16 protein-coding genes are annotated in these 16,352 nt (G+C 65.4%); 7 read left to right on the top strand and 9 right to left on the bottom strand.

Features of this window, described 5'->3' with window-relative positions:
* Nucleotides 1-73 precede the first annotated feature (73 nt).
* Complete coding sequence (locus QUG03_RS18815; protein ID WP_048415477.1) at nt 74-286, bottom strand: sigma factor-like helix-turn-helix DNA-binding protein; 213 nt, start codon at nt 284-286, stop codon at nt 74-76.
* A 189-nt stretch (nt 287-475) separates the two neighbouring features.
* Nucleotides 476-1,714, bottom strand: coding sequence for a TIGR03862 family flavoprotein (locus QUG03_RS18810; RefSeq protein ID WP_107798845.1), 1,239 nt, complete (start codon nt 1,712-1,714; stop codon nt 476-478).
* A 241-nt stretch (nt 1,715-1,955) separates the two neighbouring features.
* On the opposite strand from QUG03_RS18810, the gene QUG03_RS18805 reads away from it, so the two are divergent.
* The 5 genes from QUG03_RS18805 (at nt 1,956) to rnk (ending at nt 7,614) form a co-directional block, all read left to right on the top strand.
* A complete protein-coding gene (locus tag QUG03_RS18805; RefSeq protein ID WP_107798844.1) occupies nt 1,956-3,584 on the top strand; it encodes a methyl-accepting chemotaxis protein in 1,629 nt (542 codons plus the stop codon).
* Between the two features lie 167 nt (nt 3,585-3,751).
* Entirely contained in the window at nt 3,752-5,131 is a 1,380-nt protein-coding gene (gene dbpA, locus QUG03_RS18800) for an ATP-dependent RNA helicase DbpA (protein WP_107801722.1), read from the top strand.
* A 99-nt stretch (nt 5,132-5,230) separates the two neighbouring features.
* Nucleotides 5,231-6,025: a type I methionyl aminopeptidase gene (gene map / locus QUG03_RS18795; protein ID WP_048415481.1), complete on the top strand. Its 795-nt coding sequence runs from the start codon at nt 5,231-5,233 to the stop codon at nt 6,023-6,025.
* 156 nt (nt 6,026-6,181) lie between these two features.
* Nucleotides 6,182-7,039, top strand: a complete 858-nt coding sequence (locus tag QUG03_RS18790) for a flagellin N-terminal helical domain-containing protein (RefSeq protein WP_253313623.1) — start codon at nt 6,182-6,184, stop codon at nt 7,037-7,039.
* Nucleotides 7,040-7,209: 170 nt separating this feature from the next.
* Nucleotides 7,210-7,614 carry a nucleoside diphosphate kinase regulator gene (gene rnk, locus QUG03_RS18785; RefSeq protein WP_107798842.1) on the top strand — a complete coding sequence of 135 codons (405 nt, stop codon included), beginning with the start codon at nt 7,210-7,212 and terminating at the stop codon, nt 7,612-7,614.
* A 59-nt stretch (nt 7,615-7,673) separates the two neighbouring features.
* On the opposite strand, the gene QUG03_RS18780 is transcribed toward rnk, so the two are convergent.
* The 3 genes from QUG03_RS18780 to dnaB all read right to left on the bottom strand — a co-directional run bounded on the left by QUG03_RS18780 (nt 7,674) and on the right by dnaB (nt 10,172).
* Nucleotides 7,674-8,282, bottom strand: coding sequence for an alpha/beta hydrolase (locus QUG03_RS18780; RefSeq protein WP_500820656.1), 609 nt, complete (start codon nt 8,280-8,282; stop codon nt 7,674-7,676).
* Nucleotides 8,282-8,590 (bottom strand): (2Fe-2S) ferredoxin domain-containing protein, encoded by a 309-nt coding sequence (locus QUG03_RS18775; RefSeq protein WP_107798840.1) that lies wholly within the window; start codon nt 8,588-8,590, stop codon nt 8,282-8,284. The genes QUG03_RS18780 and QUG03_RS18775 overlap by 1 nt, the downstream gene beginning before the upstream one ends.
* 172 nt (nt 8,591-8,762) lie before the next feature.
* Nucleotides 8,763-10,172 carry a replicative DNA helicase gene (gene dnaB / locus QUG03_RS18770; RefSeq protein WP_107798839.1) on the bottom strand — a complete coding sequence of 470 codons (1,410 nt, stop codon included), beginning with the start codon at nt 10,170-10,172 and terminating at the stop codon, nt 8,763-8,765.
* Nucleotides 10,173-10,328: 156 nt separating this feature from the next.
* Here dnaB and QUG03_RS18765 point away from each other — a divergent pair, with 156 nt between their 5' ends.
* Complete coding sequence (locus QUG03_RS18765) at nt 10,329-10,667, top strand: nuclear transport factor 2 family protein (RefSeq protein ID WP_107798838.1); 339 nt, start codon at nt 10,329-10,331, stop codon at nt 10,665-10,667.
* A 145-nt stretch (nt 10,668-10,812) separates the two neighbouring features.
* On the opposite strand, the gene QUG03_RS18760 is transcribed toward QUG03_RS18765, so the two are convergent.
* Nucleotides 10,813-11,985 carry a BaiN/RdsA family NAD(P)/FAD-dependent oxidoreductase gene (locus QUG03_RS18760; RefSeq protein WP_107798837.1) on the bottom strand — a complete coding sequence of 391 codons (1,173 nt, stop codon included), beginning with the start codon at nt 11,983-11,985 and terminating at the stop codon, nt 10,813-10,815.
* A 118-nt stretch (nt 11,986-12,103) separates the two neighbouring features.
* Here QUG03_RS18760 and QUG03_RS18755 point away from each other — a divergent pair, with 118 nt between their 5' ends.
* Nucleotides 12,104-12,688, top strand: a complete 585-nt coding sequence (locus QUG03_RS18755; protein ID WP_107798836.1) for a superoxide dismutase — start codon at nt 12,104-12,106, stop codon at nt 12,686-12,688.
* A 75-nt stretch (nt 12,689-12,763) separates the two neighbouring features.
* On the opposite strand, the gene QUG03_RS18750 is transcribed toward QUG03_RS18755, so the two are convergent.
* From QUG03_RS18750 to QUG03_RS18740, 3 genes are read right to left on the bottom strand one after another with little or no spacing between them, the layout of a single operon-like run.
* Nucleotides 12,764-14,377: a GMC family oxidoreductase gene (locus tag QUG03_RS18750; protein ID WP_500820655.1), complete on the bottom strand. Its 1,614-nt coding sequence runs from the start codon at nt 14,375-14,377 to the stop codon at nt 12,764-12,766.
* On the bottom strand, nt 14,374-14,898 hold the full coding sequence (locus tag QUG03_RS18745) for a twin-arginine translocation signal domain-containing protein (RefSeq protein WP_227103382.1): 525 nt from the start codon (nt 14,896-14,898) through the stop codon (nt 14,374-14,376). The genes QUG03_RS18750 and QUG03_RS18745 overlap by 4 nt, the downstream gene beginning before the upstream one ends.
* Before the next feature lies 1 nt (nt 14,899).
* A complete protein-coding gene (locus tag QUG03_RS18740) occupies nt 14,900-16,327 on the bottom strand; it encodes a coniferyl aldehyde dehydrogenase (RefSeq protein ID WP_486637297.1) in 1,428 nt (475 codons plus the stop codon).
* Nucleotides 16,328-16,352 lie beyond the last annotated feature (25 nt).

The following is a 16,352-nucleotide window of genomic DNA, read 5'->3' as shown; positions in this document are numbered from 1 at the left end:
CCGGCACAAGGAACAGCCTGAATGCGACGAAGCCCGGCCGAGGCCGGGCTTCGTCAGCGCCGCGATGGCGGCTTTACAAGGGCAGATGGCCTGCCAGAGCGTTGATTTTTTGCAGCGCGCGGCGGAAGCGGCTGTGAGCGCGGGACACGGTGGACTCGCTGATGTCCATTTGCTGGGCGGCGAAGTAGCCGGTCATGCCCTCCACCTCCATCAGCCACACCGCTTCGCGCGAGCGTTTTTTCAGGCCGATCAGATCGGCCACCTGGTTGAAATCGTCAAGCTTCATCGCGCTGTTCTCCTCAGGCGTTCGCCTTCGCATCATGACAATCCATGCAGTGGGCGGCTTTCTCGACAATGACGTGGCCGCGCGTTTCGCGCGACATTACCAGTATAGGGGCTTGCAAAAAAAATGCAGGCAGCGCTCCGTGTAAATACGCAGTCGCCGCCTATTGCGCTGGCGTGGACGCAACAGGCCTCAAGCCTGCCGCATCCAGCGCAGCACGCCGCCGGCGGCGGCGCGCCCGGTGGAGAAGCAGGCGGTCAGCAGATAACCGCCGGTGGGCGCTTCCCAGTCCAGCATCTCGCCGGCGCAGAACACGCCGGGCATCGCCTGCAACATCAGATTGTCGTCCAGCGCGCCGAAGGTCACGCCGCCGGCGGTGCTGATCGCCTCGTCCAGCGGCCGCGGCGCCAGCAAGCGCAAAGGCAGCGCCTTGATGCCCTCGGCCAGCTTGGCGGGGTCGTTGAACACGTCCTTGTCCAGGCATTCGCGCAGCAAGCCCATGCGCACGCCCTTCAGACCCAAGCGGCTTTGCAAATGGCTGGACATCGAACGCGAACCCCGCGGCCGCGCCACTTCGCCCAGAATGCGTTGCAAGCTCCAGTCCGGCATCAGGTCCAGATAACACAAGGCCGCGCCGCTGCGCGCGATTTCGTCGCGGATGGCGCCGGAGCAGGCGTAAATCAGATTGCCCTCCACGCCGCCGGCGGTGATGACGAACTCGCCGCGGCGGCTGAACGGATGGCCGACGGCCGGATGGAACTGCAAGGTCACCGATTTCAACGGCGCGCCGGCGAATTTGTCGGCGAAATACTCGCTCCAGCCGGCGTCGAAGCCGCAGTTGGACGGCTGCAGCTTGGACACCTCCACGCCGCGTTCGCGCAGCATCGCCGCCCAGCTGCCGTCCGAACCCAGCTTGCGCCAGCTGCCGCCGCCCATGGCCAGCACCACGGCGTCGGCCTCGGCCAGGCGCTCGCCGTCCGGCGACGACAGCCGCAGGCGGCCGCGCTCGTCCCAGCCCAGGAAACGATGGCGCACGTGGAAGCTCACCCCCGCCTCGCGCAAGCGCGTCAGCCAGGAGCGCAGCAGCGGCGCCGCCTTCATTTCCTTGGGAAACACCTTGCCGGAACTGCCGATGAAGGTTTCTATGCCCAGGCCGTGCACCCAGGCGCGCACATGCTCGCCGTTGAACACGTCCAGCATGGGCCGCAACTCGGCGCTGTGAGCGCCGTAGCGCTGCACAAAGCTGGCGTGGGGCTCGGAATGGGTGATGTTCATGCCGCCCACGCCGGCCAGCAGGAATTTGCGGCCGACCGACGGCATCGCGTCGTAGACATCGACCCGCACGCCCGCCGCCGCCAGTTGCTCGGCGGCGGCCAGGCCGGCCGGCCCGCCGCCGATGATGGCTACGCGGCGTCCGCTTGTGTCACCCATATACTGCGCTCCTTGAAATCCATGGTGAAGAATGCGCCCAAACTGCGGCGAGGGCGGGATTTTCACAGAAAACCGCCGCAAACCCAAGCCTAATCGTTTTAACTATAAGTTTGATTTAAACCAACATTCCTACGTCATCAAATCACTACCATCGCGCTGCGACCCATTTCAATAAACCTATAGCGGCAATCGCGCGATTCTACAAACACACCGGGAGAACGGACCCTCCGTCCGCACACGCATGCGCAAATTTTCCGATTGGCCGATCTGGCTGAAACTGACCATGGCGGTATGGTGCTGCCTGGTCCTGGCCTGGAGCGGGCTGATAGCCTGGGAAACCAGCGTCAGCCGGGACATCGCCGTGGAACAGGCGCAAGACCTGGCCCACAGCATGAATGAAATGACCATGGCCGGGCTCACCGGCATGATGATTACCGGCACCGTGGGCCAACGCGACGTTTTTCTGGACCAGATCAAGGAACTGTCCGCGGTGCGCGATCTGAGAGTGATCCGCGCCCCGGCCGTCAGCAAGCAGTTCGGCCCCGGCAACGCCGGCGACAAGAATCTGAACGGCGACGCGGTGGAGCAACAGGCGCTGCGGGACGGCAAGCCTCATATCCGGATTGAATCCACGCCGGCGCTGGGCGAACATCTGCGCGTGGTCTATCCGGCGCTGGCCTCGCGCAACTATCTGGGCAAAAACTGCATGATGTGCCACCAGGTGGCGGACAAGACCCCGCTGGGCGTGGTCAGCATGCGCGTCTCCCTGGAGAAGCCTTACGCCTCGGTCAGCCGTTTCCGCGATCAGAGCATTCTGTTCGCCATCCTGGCTTCCCTGCCCCTGATGGCGGTGGTCTTCCTGCTGGCGCGCCGCCTCGTCACCCGCCCGCTGCAGGCGATGTCGGCCGGGCTCGCCGAGCTGGCCCAGGGCGAAGGCGATCTGACGCGACGGCTGCCGGTGCGCAGCCGCGACGAAATCGGCGACACCGCCTTGCGCTTCAACCAGATGCTGGCCGCCATCGCCGAGCTGGTGCGCCATGTCGGCGCCTCCGCCGGCGCGGTGTCGCAGTCCTCGCGCCAGTTGGCCGACGGCGCCGCCCACCTGGCGGAAAGCTCGCACAGGCAAAACCGCCAGTCCCAGTCCGCCGCCGGCGCGGTGGAGCAGCTGGCCAGCCATATCGGCGAAATCGCCGGCAAGGCCGAGGACGTCAGCGCCGAAGCCGACCAGAGCCTGCAACGCTCCGAAGACGGCCGCGCCAGCCTGAGCCAGCTGCAACGCGAAGTCAGCCAGGTGGAGCAGGCGGTGCGGCTGATGGCGCAGGCGGAAACCGAGCTGGCCAGTTCCACCTCCAGCATCACCAATATGACCAAGGAAGTGCGCGAGATCGCCGAACAGACCAATCTGCTGGCGCTGAACGCGGCGATCGAGGCCGCGCGCGCCGGCGAACAGGGCCGCGGCTTCGCGGTGGTGGCCGACGAGGTGCGTAAGCTGGCGGAGAAATCGGCCCGCTCCGCCAGCGAGATCGACGCCGTGACCGGCGCGCTCAACCAGAAAACCGACGCGGTGCGCGCCGCGGTCAACGCCGGCCTCAGCTCGCTGGCCGCCAGCCGCCAGTCCGCCGACAGCGTGTCCAGCGTGCTGGACGCCGCCAATCAATCGGTGGCCGAGGTGCGCCAGGGCCTGCGCCAGATCGTCGCCGTCACCGAGCAGCAGCGCGCCGCCAGCCAATCCGTGACCGGCAGCATAGACGCCATCGCCGAAATGGCGCAGACCAACGATCAGGAGATCGGCCAAACCGTGAACGCCGCCGAACAACTGGAACAATTGGCCCAGCGGCTGACGGAATCGGTGTCGCGCTTCACCGTGTGAATCCAACTCCATGGAGCCGCCAGTCAATTTCGGCCCCGTTCGCGCGGGGCCTCCGCCTTCTTGCGGGCTGGAGCCGAAATAAATCCGCCGGCGGCGGATATCCGATTTGGCCGTTGGCCGCCGGCCTGTTACACTCGCAGCCCGATACCGTAATACGCCAAGTCATTGTGAAAAAAGCCGCTTTCTCCACCCTGCCCCTGTCCGCCGCCCTCTTGTCCAATCTGGACAGCCTGGGCTACCACAGCATGACCGCCATCCAGGCGGCCAGCCTGCCGGCCATTCTGGACGGCCAGGACCTGATCGCCCAGGCCAAGACCGGCAGCGGCAAGACAGCGGCTTTCGGACTCGGCATCCTGGCGCGCTTGAACCCGCGCTGGTTCGGCGTGCAAGCGCTGGTGCTCTGCCCCACCCGTGAGCTGGCCGACCAGGTAGCGCAGGAAATCCGCCGGCTGGCGCGCAGCATAGACAATGTCAAAGTGGTTACTCTGACCGGCGGCAGCCCGATGGGCCCGCAAATCGGCTCGCTGGAACACGGCGCCCACATCGTGGTGGGCACCCCCGGCCGGCTGCAGGATCACCTGTTCCGCGGCTCGCTGAATCTGTCCGGCGTCGGCACCCTGGTGCTGGACGAGGCGGACCGCATGGTGGACATGGGCTTCATCGAGGAAATCGTCGGCATCGTGCGCGCCTGCCCGCGCCAGCGCCAGACGCTGATGTTCTCCGCCACCTATCCGGAAAACATCCGCAAGATCAGCGCCCAATTCATGCGCCGGCCGCAGGAAATCCAGGTGGAGTCGCTGCACAGCGGCGAACGCATCGAACAATGGTTCTACAAGATCAAGCCGGAACAGCGGCTGGAAACCGTCACCACCATACTGCGACACCTACGCCCGACGTCCGCGCTGGCCTTCTGCAACACCAAGGAACGCTGCAAGGAGCTGGTGCGAGACCTGCAGGCGCGCGGCTTCAGCGCGCTGGCGCTGTACGGCGACCTGGAGCAGCGCGAACGCGACCAAATCCTGCTGCGCTTCGCCAACAAGAGCGCCACCGTGCTGGTGGCCACCGATGTCGCCGCGCGCGGCCTGGACATCAAGGAACTGGACCTGGTGATCAACGTCGACGTCACCCATGATCCGGAAATCCACATCCACCGCATCGGCCGCACCGGCCGCGGCGAGGCGATGGGCCTGGCGCTGACCCTGACCGCCGACAACGACGACAAGCGGCTGGCGCTGATCGAAAGCTATCAGCAGGCGCCGCTGACCTGGGCCAAGCTGGAACAACTGACCCCGGCCCCCGGCGGCCCGCTGCTGCCGCCGATGGTCACGCTGGAAATCGCCGGCGGCAAGCGCGAAAAACTGCGCCCCGGCGACATCCTCGGCGCGCTGACCGGCGACGCCGGCTTTAGCGGCGCCCAGATCGGCAAGATCAGCATCTTCGAATTCGCCAGCTTCGTCGCGCTGGACCGCGCCATCGCCGAGCAGGCGCTGGAGCGCCTGTCCGCCGGCAAGATCAAGGGCAAGCAGTTCAAGATGCGCCTGATTTGAACGACGACGCGCCCCCGGCCCGACAAGCACTGCCGGGCCGGGGGCGTTTTTGCTAGAATACGTCTCATTAGCCGCAGACACGCACATCACCAGAATCCCATGAGCATCCAACTGAAAAACGCCCAAGACATCGAAAAGATGCGGATCGCCGGCCGCCTGGCGTCGGAAGTCCTCGACTACATCACCCCCTTCATCAAGCCCGGCGTCACCACCGAAGCCATCGACAAGCTGTGCCACGACTACATCGTCAATGAGCAGGGCGCGATCCCGGCGCCGCTGAACTACGCGCCGGACGGCCACAATCCCTACCCCAAATCCGTGTGCACCTCGGTCAACCATGTGATTTGCCACGGCATCCCGAACGACAAGCCCCTGAAAAGCGGCGACATCATGAATCTGGATGTCACCGTGATCAAGGACGGCTACCACGGCGACACCAGCCGCATGTACCACGTCGGCAACGTCAGCGAACACGCCCGCCGCCTGTCCCGCATCACTTACGAATGCATGTGGCGCGGCATCGACAAGGTCAAGCCGGGCGCCACGCTGGGCGATATCGGCTACGCCATCCAGCAGCACGCGGAAAACTCCGGCTACAGCGTGGTGCAGGAATTCTGCGGCCACGGCATCGGCACCAAATTCCACGAGGAGCCGCAAGTGCTGCACTACGGCCGCCCCGGCACCGGGCTGGAACTGCAGGCCGGCATGATCTTCACCATCGAGCCCATGATCAACCAGGGTAAGCGCCACCTGCGCATGCTGGGCGACGGCTGGACCGTGGTCACCAAGGACCGCAGCCTGTCCGCGCAATGGGAGCACACCGTGCTGGTCACCGACAGCGGCTACGAGATCCTGACCCAGTCCGCGGGCACGCCGCCCAAGCCCGGCAAATAAGCCGGAAACGCCATCCCCAGCCCGGCGCCGCCGGGCTTTTTCACGCCCATGCCCGCGCCATCCGCCGCGACGCGACTTTACCCAAAACCCGGCTTGCCCTGCCCCGCGCGCTTTCTTACACTGAAGAAGTGAAACCACATCCAGCGGGAGCCGGCCATGGCACTGACCATCAATAGCAATCTGAGCGCGCTGCAGGGGCAGAACCAGCTGAACCAGACCCAGAAAGCCAAAGACAAGCTGCTGGCTCAACTCTCGGCCGGCAAGACCACCAACAACGCCGCCAACAACCCGGCCAACGCCGCCATTTCCGAAGCGCTGCTGGCCCAGATCAACGGCAATAATCAGGCGATCAACAACGCCAACGACGGCATCTCGCTGGCGCAAACCGCCGACGGCGCGCTCAATCAGCTGCAAAGCAATACCCAGCAAATCCAGGAGCTGGCGATCCAGGCCGGCAACGGCGCGCTCAGCGCCAGCAACCGCCAGGCGCTGCAACAGCAGGTGGACCAGCTGACCCAGGCCAATTCCGCCATCGTGCAAAGCACCGAATTCAACGGCACCCCGCTGCTGAACAGCAACGCCTCCACCACCTTCCAGGTGGGCCCCAACGGCAGCGCGGACAACCAGGTGAACATCTCCGGCGTCAATCTGTCCGCCGCGCCGGCCAGCGGCGGGCTCAACAGCTACAACGCCAATCTGAACGCCACCGGCACCATAGACATCAGCACCCAGGCCGGCGCGCTGGCCGCGCAGCAAAGCACCAACGCCGATCTGAACACCCTGGCCAACACCCGCAGCACGCTGGGCTCGATCAGCAACCGCTTCGAGGCCAGCATCAACAATCTGCAAACCGCCTCGGTCAACACCGCCGCCGCCAATAGCCGGATCAGCGACACCGACTTCGCCGCCGCGACGGCGCAGCTGGCGGCCAAACAGATCCTGGGGCAAACCGGCCTCGCCGCCCAGGCCCAGGCCAATGTCGGCCCGCGCGCGGCGCTGTCCCTGCTGGGCTGAAGCGCGAGGCCGGCCCCCCCCCCCCCGGCCCAAAGCCCAGTATTAGCGGCGATTGCGCCGCCAAGCCTTGTTACACGCGGTTACAAGCGATATCATTGGCACACACGCTTTTCGCGCACTAAATCATCGGGCACCCTGCGGTGCCCTTTGTCTATCTGAAGGAGTTGCATATGTCGACAAGCCCGGCCATCACGGTGTCCTCTCTGGACTATGAGCGCCTCGCCGCGCTGCTGGAGGATTGCGAGAGCGGCCACCCCACCGCGGCCGCGCTGGAAGCCGAGCTGGAGCGCGCCGATGTGGTGGAGCCCGCCGCCATGCCCGCCGGCATCATCACCATGAACAGCTGCGCGCGGGTCAAGCTGGACGACGCCCAGGAAAAAACCCTGACCCTGGTCTACCCGCGCGAAGCGGACAGCGAACAGGGCAAGATCTCGGTGCTGGCGCCCATCGGCGCCGCGCTGCTCGGCCTCTCCGCCGGACAGAGCATAGATTGGCCGACGCCGGCCGGCAGCATCCGCCTGAAGGTGCTGGAAGTCACCTACCAGCCAGAAGCCGCGGGCGAACTGCACCGCTGATAAAAAAACCGGCCATCGCATGGATGACCGGTTTTTTTGCGCCAGGGCCTGACGACGCCCTACCAACAGCGCTGAATCGTCTGCGCCAGCTGCACCAGGCGGCCATGGAAGAAATGGCCGGCGCCGGGAAACACCACCACCGGCAAGCCTTGCGGCCGCGCCCATGCCATCACCGCGGACAGCGGAATCACCTCGTCCTCCTCGCCGTGAATCACCAGCGCATCGGCCGGCACCTCCGGCGTCGGCGTTTCGTACTTGCCCACCGCCACGCCCATCAGCAGCAATTTGTCCGACGTTATGCGCGCGCGGGTGCGCGCCGCGACGAAGCCGCCGAAGGAAAAACCGGCCAGCGCCAGCGGCAGATCGCCCTGCTCGCGGCGCGCGTGTTCCACCACGGCGATCACGTCCTCCACCTCGCCGATGCCGTAATCGTGCTGTCCCTCGCTGTCGCCCACGCCGCGCAGATTCGGGCAGTAGCAGACATAGCCCAGCTGCGACAAGGCCTTGGCCGCGGTCTGCACCACCTTGTTGGTGTTGGTGCCGCCCTGCAGCGGGTTGGGATGGCAGATCACCGCAATGCCGCGCGCCTCCGCCTGGGCCGCCACCACGATGGTTTCCAGACCGCCGGCGGGCCCGGCCACCACTTGCTTGTTCATCGCCTTCAACATCAGATCTTCAACCTTTCCACCACGCGCCCGCCCACCATGTGCTCGGCGACGATTTCGTCGATGTCTTCCTTGTCGACGAAGGTGTACCAGGTCTCCTCCGGATACACCACCATTACCGGGCCGTCGTCGCAGCGCCCAAGACAGCCCGCCTTGTTGACTCGGATCTTGCCCTCGCCGGCCAGGCCCAGGGCCTTGACCTTGTCCTTCATATAGCCCAGCAGTTCGCTGGCGCCGTGATTATTGCAGCAATCCTCGCAGCCGGCGCGCTGATTACAGCAGATGAATACATGCTTGTCGAAAAAGCTCATGGAATGCCTCGTATGCTCACAGAACCATCTTAGAACGTGTTTACGATCTCGCGAGCTAAGGCGAGACAAGGCGAAAACGGTTGAGAAAGCGGAGTGTACAGACGGTACATGAGCATTTCGAAACCATTTTCAACGCCGTATCGCCGACGCGCAGCAGATCGTAAACAGGTTCTTAGGAGTCGCTGTCCGCCCAACCGCTGACGCCCAGCGTGGCGGCGTTGTCGAACTTGGCGTACTTGCCGACGAAGGCCAGCCGCACCGCGCCGGTGGGACCGTTACGGTGCTTGCCGATGATGGCCTCGGCCAGGCCCTTCACTTCCTGGTTCTCCGGGTTGTAATACTCTTCCCGGTACATGAAGACGATCAAGTCGGCATCCTGCTCGATGGCGCCGGATTCTCGCAAGTCCGACATCATCGGCCGCTTGTTGGGACGCTGCTCCACCGCCCGGGACAGCTGGGACAGCGCGATCACCGGCACCTGCAGCTCCTTGGCCAGGCCTTTCAGGCCGCGCGAAATCTCGCCCAGCTCGGCGGTGCGGTTGTCGCCGCGGCCCGAGCCCGACATCAGCTGCAAGTAGTCGATCACGATCAGACCCAGCTTGCCGCCGTGCTGGCGCGCCAGACGGCGCGCGCGCGCGCGCACTTCCAGCGCGGTCAGCGCCGCGGTTTCGTCGATGTACATCGGCGCCTCGGACAGCTTGCCTATCGCGTAAGTCAGCTTCTGCCAGTCGTCGTCGCCCAGCTTGCCGGTGCGCAGCGTGTGCTGATCCAGCCGCCCCACCGAACCCAGCATACGCATCACCAGCTGCGTGCCGCCCATCTCCATCGAGAACACCGCCACCGGCAGATGCTGCTCCACCGCCACGTGCTCGGCGATATTCATCGAGAACGCGGTCTTGCCCATGGACGGACGTCCGGCGACGATGATCAGATCGCCCGCTTGCAGGCCCGAGGTCTTGGCGTCCAGATCGATGAAGCCGGTGGGCACGCCGGTGACCTCGTCCGGGTTCTCCCGGCTGTAGAGCATATCGATGCGCTCCACCACCTCTTTCAACAGGCCCGGCATTTCCAGGAAGCCCTGCTTGGACTTGGCGGTGGATTCGGCGATCTGGAACACCTTGCCCTCGGCCTCGTCCAGCAGCTGCGAGGCGTCGCGCCCCATCGGCGCGTAGGCGGCCTCGGCGATCTCGGTGCCCACCAGCGCCAGCTGGCGCATGATGGAGCGCTCGCGCACGATCTCGGCGTAGCGGCGGATATTGGCGGCGGACGGCGTGTTCTGCGCCAGCGTGGCCAGATAGGACAGGCCGCCGATATTGCCCAGTTCGCCGTTCTTGTCCAGGCTTTCGGAAACGGTGACCACGTCGGCCGGACGCGCCAGTTCCACCAGCCTGGCCACGTGTTTGTAGATCAGCCGGTGGTCATGGCGGTAAAAGTCCGCCTCGGACACCACGTCGGCGATCTTGTCCCAGGCGCTGTTGTCCAGCAACAAGCCGCCCAGCACCGATTGCTCGGCTTCGATCGAATGAGGCGGCGTGCGGATCGCCGCCATCTCGCTGTCAAAATTCTCGTACGATTCAGTCATGTAGACTCGGAGTGATGGCGCGGCCTGGCCGCGCGAATGAAGCAAGCCTGGATCAGGCAAAACCCGATTTTAACCCGAAACCGCCACTCGCTGAGCATGCGTTGACAAGCGCCTCGCGCGGCCCCAGCATCGAAGCTTCGTTCATCTGGAGCCGCCATGACGCCCACCGCCCTCGTCCAAAGACAACTCGACGCTTACAACCAACGCCAGCTGGAGCCCTTCCTCGCCGTCTACGCCGACGACGTGACGGTGTACCGGCTGCCCGGCGCGGAACCCAGCCTGCGCGGCAAAGCCGCCCTGAGAGATTTCTACGCCGGCCAGCGCTTCAACTTGCCGGACCTGCACGCCGAACTGGTCAAACGCATCGAGTTCGGCAACAAGGTAATCGACCACGAACGCGTTAGCGGCGTGGCCGAGCAGCCCTTCGAAGTGGCGGCCGTCTATGAAATCATCGACGGCAAGATCCAGAACGTGTGGTTTCTGGCGGCGGACTAAGAACCTGTTTACGATCTGCTACGCGTCGGCGATACGGCGTTGAAAACATCTCCAAAATGCTCATGTACCGTATGTACACTCCGCTTTTTCAGCCGTTTTCGCCTTGTCTCGCCCTTGCTCGCGAGATCATAAACAGGCTCCAAGATCAGCAATGCATCCCGGCCACATAGCCTGACGACCAGGCCCACTGGAAATTGTAGCCGCCCAGCCAGCCGGTGACGTCCACCACCTCGCCGATGAAGAACAGGCCGGGCACCGCGTTGGCCATCATGGTCTTGGACGACAGCGCCTTGGTCGACACCCCGCCCAGCGTCACCTCGGCCTTTTTATAGCCTTGGGTGCCGTTGGGCTTGACCCGCCAGCCGTGCAAGCGCTCGGCCAGCTGCTGACGCTGCTTGGGCGACAAGTCCTTCAGCCGCTTATTGCAGCCCTCGCGCTCAAGCCAGGCCTCGGCGAAGCGCTTGGGCCAGCCGAACTCGGCCAGCGCGTTGGCGATAAGCTGCTCGCTGCCCGCCTTTTGCTCCAGCCAGGCCGCGGCGTCCGCGTCCGGCAGCAGGTCCAGTTCCAGCGTCATGCCCGGCTGCCAATAGGACGACACTTGCAGAATGGCCGGGCCGGACACGCCCTTGTGAGTGAACAACACGTTCTCGCGGAAGCGCCCCTTGCCGGCGCGCGCTTCCACTTCCAAAGACACGCCGGCCAGCGGCGCGAACGCTTCCGCGTCCTCCACATGAAAGGTCAGCGGCACCAGGGCCGGCGTCAGCGGCGTCAGCTCCAGGCCGAACTGTTCGGCCAACTGGTAGCCGAACGGCGTCGCGCCGATCTGCGGGATGGACAAACCGCCGGTCGCCACCACCAGCGACGCCGCGCGAAAAACGCCGGCGCCGGTCTCCAGCGCGAAACCGTCCGCGTCCCGGCTCACCCGCAGAACCTGCGCCTCCATGCGCCGGTCCACCCCGCCCAGCCGGCACTCCTCGTCCAGCATGGCGATGATGCGTTCGCTGCCGTCGTCGCAGAACAGCTGGCCCAGCTTTTTCTCGTGATAGCCGATGCCGTGGCGCTCGACCATGGCGATGAAATCCTGCGGCGTGTACTGCGCCAGCGCCGAACGGCAAAAATGCGGATTGGCCGACAGATAACAGTCGAAACGGGCGTGGAGATTGGTGAAATTGCAGCGGCCGCCGCCGGAAATGCGGATCTTCTCGGCCAGCTTGCGCGCATGGTCCAGCAAGAGCACGCGCCGGCCGCGCTGGCCCGCGGTGGCCGCGCACATCAGGCCGGCGGCGCCGGCTCCAATGACAATAACATCATACTGCAATGGCGTTCATCCTTACTTTACTTTTTTAGTCAACTATTGGCGACCAGCGGCTTAATCCAGTAAACTTGCGGCTAAAGCATCCGCTTATGCGGCTTACTTTCTCAACAAGGAGAGCATAATGGAACACAAACTGCCGGAACTGCCGTACGCGCTGGACGCGCTTGCCCCGCACATTTCCAAGGAAACCCTGGAATTCCACTACGGCAAGCATCATCAGACCTACATCACCAACCTGAACAACCTGGTCAAGGGCACCGAGTTTGAAAACGCCTCCCTGGAAGAGATCGTGAAGAAATCCTCCGGCGGCATCTTCAACAACGCGGCCCAAGTTTGGAACCACACCTTCTACTGGCTGGGCTTCGCCCCCAACGCCGGCGAAGAGCGCAAGCCCACCGGCGCGCTGGCCGACGCCATCAACGCCAAATGGGGTTCCCACGACGAATTCAAGAAAGCCTTCACCCAAACCGCCATCGGCACCTTCGGTTCCGGCTGGGCCTGGCTGGTGAAGAACACCGACGGCTCGCTGGACCTGGTATCCACCAGCAACGCCGCCACCCCGCTGACCACCGACAAGAAGCCGCTGCTGACCTGTGATGTGTGGGAGCACGCGTATTATATCGATTACCGCAACAGCCGCCCGAACTATCTGGACAGCTTCTGGAAGCTGGTGAACTGGGACTTCGTCGCCAAGAACTTCGCCTGATTCGACGCTGCCTGACAGCCTGATGCAAAAGGGACCTCCGCGGTCCCTTTTTTGTCGCCCTCGCGCCATGGCCTCTCAGGTTTTTACGCCCTGCATCCGCTGCCGCAAGGCCGCCACCGCGCGCAGGGCGAAGGCGTAAATGGACAGCTGCGGATTGGCCCCCACGCTGCTGGGAAACACCGAACCGTCCACCACGGTCAGATTGTCCAGCTGCCAATGCCGCCCCCATTCGTCCACCACCCCGGACTCGGCGTCGCCCGACATCGCCAAGCCCCCCATCACATGAGCGCTGACCACCTTGGCCAGCAAGGGCTTGAGCGTCAGCCCCGCAATCATGCTCCGGGCCTCGCCCCAGCTGCGGGCCAGGCCGGCCTGCTCGTGCACCGTCAGCACCTGCCTGGCGCCGGCCGCGAACTGGATCTCGGCCATGCTCAACCAGGCGCGGCGCGCGCCCTCCCACAAGACCTCGTTCAAGGGATAGTCCAGCTCCGGCGAACCATCGCCGCGCAAGCGCACCTGGCCGCCGCGGCTTTCCGGGTGAAAACCGTCGCGCAACAAGGCCAGCGTCGCGTGCAGATGCGGCAAGCGTCGCAGCAAGGCCGGCTGCGCCGCGCCGAAGCCGGGAAAGGTGATGCCAGCCAGCAAGGGATGGATGGGCGGCACCTCCAGCTTGTAGCCCAAGGGACCGTCCAGCGCGTGAACATGCATGAAGTGATCGCTGTACACCGTCTGCGGCGCGCCGTTGAACGGCTCCACCGGTTCCGGCATCAAGGCCGCTGACAGCAGCACTGGATGCAGAAAGGTCCGCGTCCCGGTATGGCCGCCCGGATCGATCAGGCCGCTGCGCAGCAGGATGGCCGGCGAACCGATGGCGCCGGCGGCCAGCACCACCTGAGCCGCCTTCACCTTGAAGCGGCGCCCGGTTTCTCCCACCCCGTCCGCCGCCAGAAAACGCCCTTCCAGCCCTTCCAGCCGGGTTCTGGCGGCATTGGCGCGCAAACGATCCACCCGCGCCCGGCTGATCAGCCTGGCGCCATGCTCCAGCGCAGCGGGAATTGCCGTCACCAGCATGGACTGCTTGGCGTTGGTGGGGCAGCCCATGCCGCAATAACCCAGGTTCCAACAGCCACGCACATTGCGGCGGATGCGCGCATGGGCGATGCCCAGCGCCGCGCAGCCGCGGGCCAGCGCCGCGTTGTTGGGGTTCGGGTCCGGCAGCCAGTCGGCGATGCCCAGCCGCGCCTCGGCTTGCTCGAACCAGGGCCGCATCGCCTCCTCGCCCATGCCGCTCAAACGGTGGCGCTCCCGCCACCAGTTCAGCGTGTCCGGCGGCGTGCGGAAGGAACTGGTCCAGTTGACCACGGTGCTCCCGCCCACGGCCCGGCCCTGCAGGATGGAAATCCCCTTATCCGCCGTTTTGCGACAGGCGGACTCCTGATACAGCTCCGGGTAGGCCTTGGCTTCCAACAGACGAAAATCGCGCGAGCTGTACAGGCCGCCCTCCTCCAACAGCAGCACGTCCAACCCGGCCGCGGCCAATTGCTCGGCCGCCATGCCTCCGCCGGCGCCGCTGCCGACGATGACCACATCGGCCCGCAGCTCCAGATCGGGCAGGCTCGCACCGTCCAGCGCCTTCCAGCCCGCGGCGACGCCGGCGGCCACCGGATCGGGTATCGTCGCGCGGCTCACGGCAGCATCTCCATCACCGCCGCCGGCTGCCGATAGCCCAGCGCCGGCCAACTGGCCGGATTGCCGTACCAGGCCGCGTTCAGCAACTGGTGCAAGGCCTGATAGCCGCTGCGCAGCAAGGGAAAAACGCTGCCGCGCCAGCGCCGCAGAAAGGCTTCGATGTCCTCGACCGACGCCTGCCGCCACGGCGCGGACACTCCGGCGATCCAGCGCCGCCCCCAGGGGTTGCCGAGCAAATCCAGCAATTGACGCAGTTCGGCCCGCATCGCCGGCGGCAAGCCGGCCACCGCGCGGTCCACGCCGCGCACCACGTCCTCGGGCGGCGCGACGCCCGCCCCCAGGACGCCCGGGGCGATCGCCGCCAGCAACTGGGCGTCCCGCGGCGTCAAGGCGCGCAGCTTCAAGGGCTTGGCCCAGTCCTCGGCCGGGCCGTCCGGCTGCGGCGAGGCCAACAAGGTGGCCAGCGCCAAGGCCGCGGCGCCGCCCAGACCGGTTTTGAGCAATTGGCGGCGGCTCAGCATCTCAGCGCAGCATCCACTTCAACAGCCGCTCCACGCCGGCGCCGTAAGGCGCGCGCGTCAAGGCGGTGCCGGCCCAGCGGCTTTGCCGGAACACCGGCTTGAGCTTGGAGAAGGCCATAAAGCCCTCCTTGGCGTGACAATGCCCCATCCCGGACGGGCCGACGCCGCCGAAAGGCAAATCCTCCTGCACCACCTGCAGGGCGATGTCGTTGATCGCCACCCCGCCCGACACGGTTTCGCGCAAGGTTTTCTCTATGCGCAGCGCATCCCGGTCGAACAGATACAAGGCCAGCGGCCGCGGCCGCGCGTTGACGTAGGCCAGCGCCTCGTCGAATTTGTCGTAACTCAGCACAGGCAGAATCGGCCCGAAAATCTCCTCCCGCAACAAAGTCGCGTCTTCCGGGCAGCCCTGCACCAGGGTCAGCGGGAATTTGCGGCTGGGCCGCCAGTCCTCCGCCGCCGGGTTGATCTGCTCCACCTCGGCGCCGGCCGCGCGCGCCTCCTCCAGCCATTGCAGCAGGCGCTGGCAATGACGCTCATTGATGATGGCGCTGTAATCGGGATTGTCCGCCAGCGTCGGATAGGCGCGCCGCGCCGCGCCGCGCAACTCGTCCAGCAAGGCCTCGCGGTCCTTATCGTTGACCAGCACATAGTCCGGCGCCACGCAGGTCTGGCCGGCGTTCAGCATCTTGCCGGCGACGATGGCCTCGGCCGCGTGACGCAGATCGGCGCCCCGGGCGACGATGACCGGCGATTTGCCGCCCAGCTCCAAGGTCACCGGCGTCAGATTCTCCGCCGCCGCGCGCATGACGTGACGGCCCACCGCGGTGGAGCCGGTGAAGAACAGATGGTCGAAAGGCAGCCGGCTGAAGTCCTGGGCCAGTTCGGCGTCGCCGTTGACCACGACCATCACCTCCGGCCCCAGGTAGCGCTCGGCCAGGCGCTGCAATAGCGCGCCGGTTGCCGGCGTGTATTCCGACATCTTCACCATCACCCGGTTGCCGGCCGCCAAGGCGGACACCACCGGCCCCAGCGCCAGAAACAAGGGATAGTTCCACGGCACCAGCACGCCGATGACGCCCAAGGGCTGCGGCATCACGCTGTTGCCGGCCGGCTGGAACCACATAGACACCCCGCGCCGTTCCGGCCGCATCCAGCGCCGCAGCCGCCGACGCGCGTAACGTATGGCCTCCAGCGAGGGAAACAGCTCGGCCAGCCGGGTTTCCACCGCGCTGCGGTGGCCGAAGTCCTGGCTGATGGCGTCGACGAAAGCCTGGCGGTTGTCCTGCAACATGCTCTCCAGGCGCTTGAGCCAATCCTGGCGCTGCTCCAGCGGCGGAAACGCTGAAGCCCGGCTAAGGCGGTACAGGCGGGAAAACTCCGCTTGCAGATGATCATCCCGGCAAATGGGCATGGCGGCGGCATTCATTGTATTATCCTTAGGATAGCAGTAT

It is taken from the genome of Chromobacterium sp. CCUG 30098 (assembly GCF_059916605.1).
Note: the sequence above shows the minus strand (reverse complement) of the source record. Positions and strands in the feature narration are given on the sequence as shown.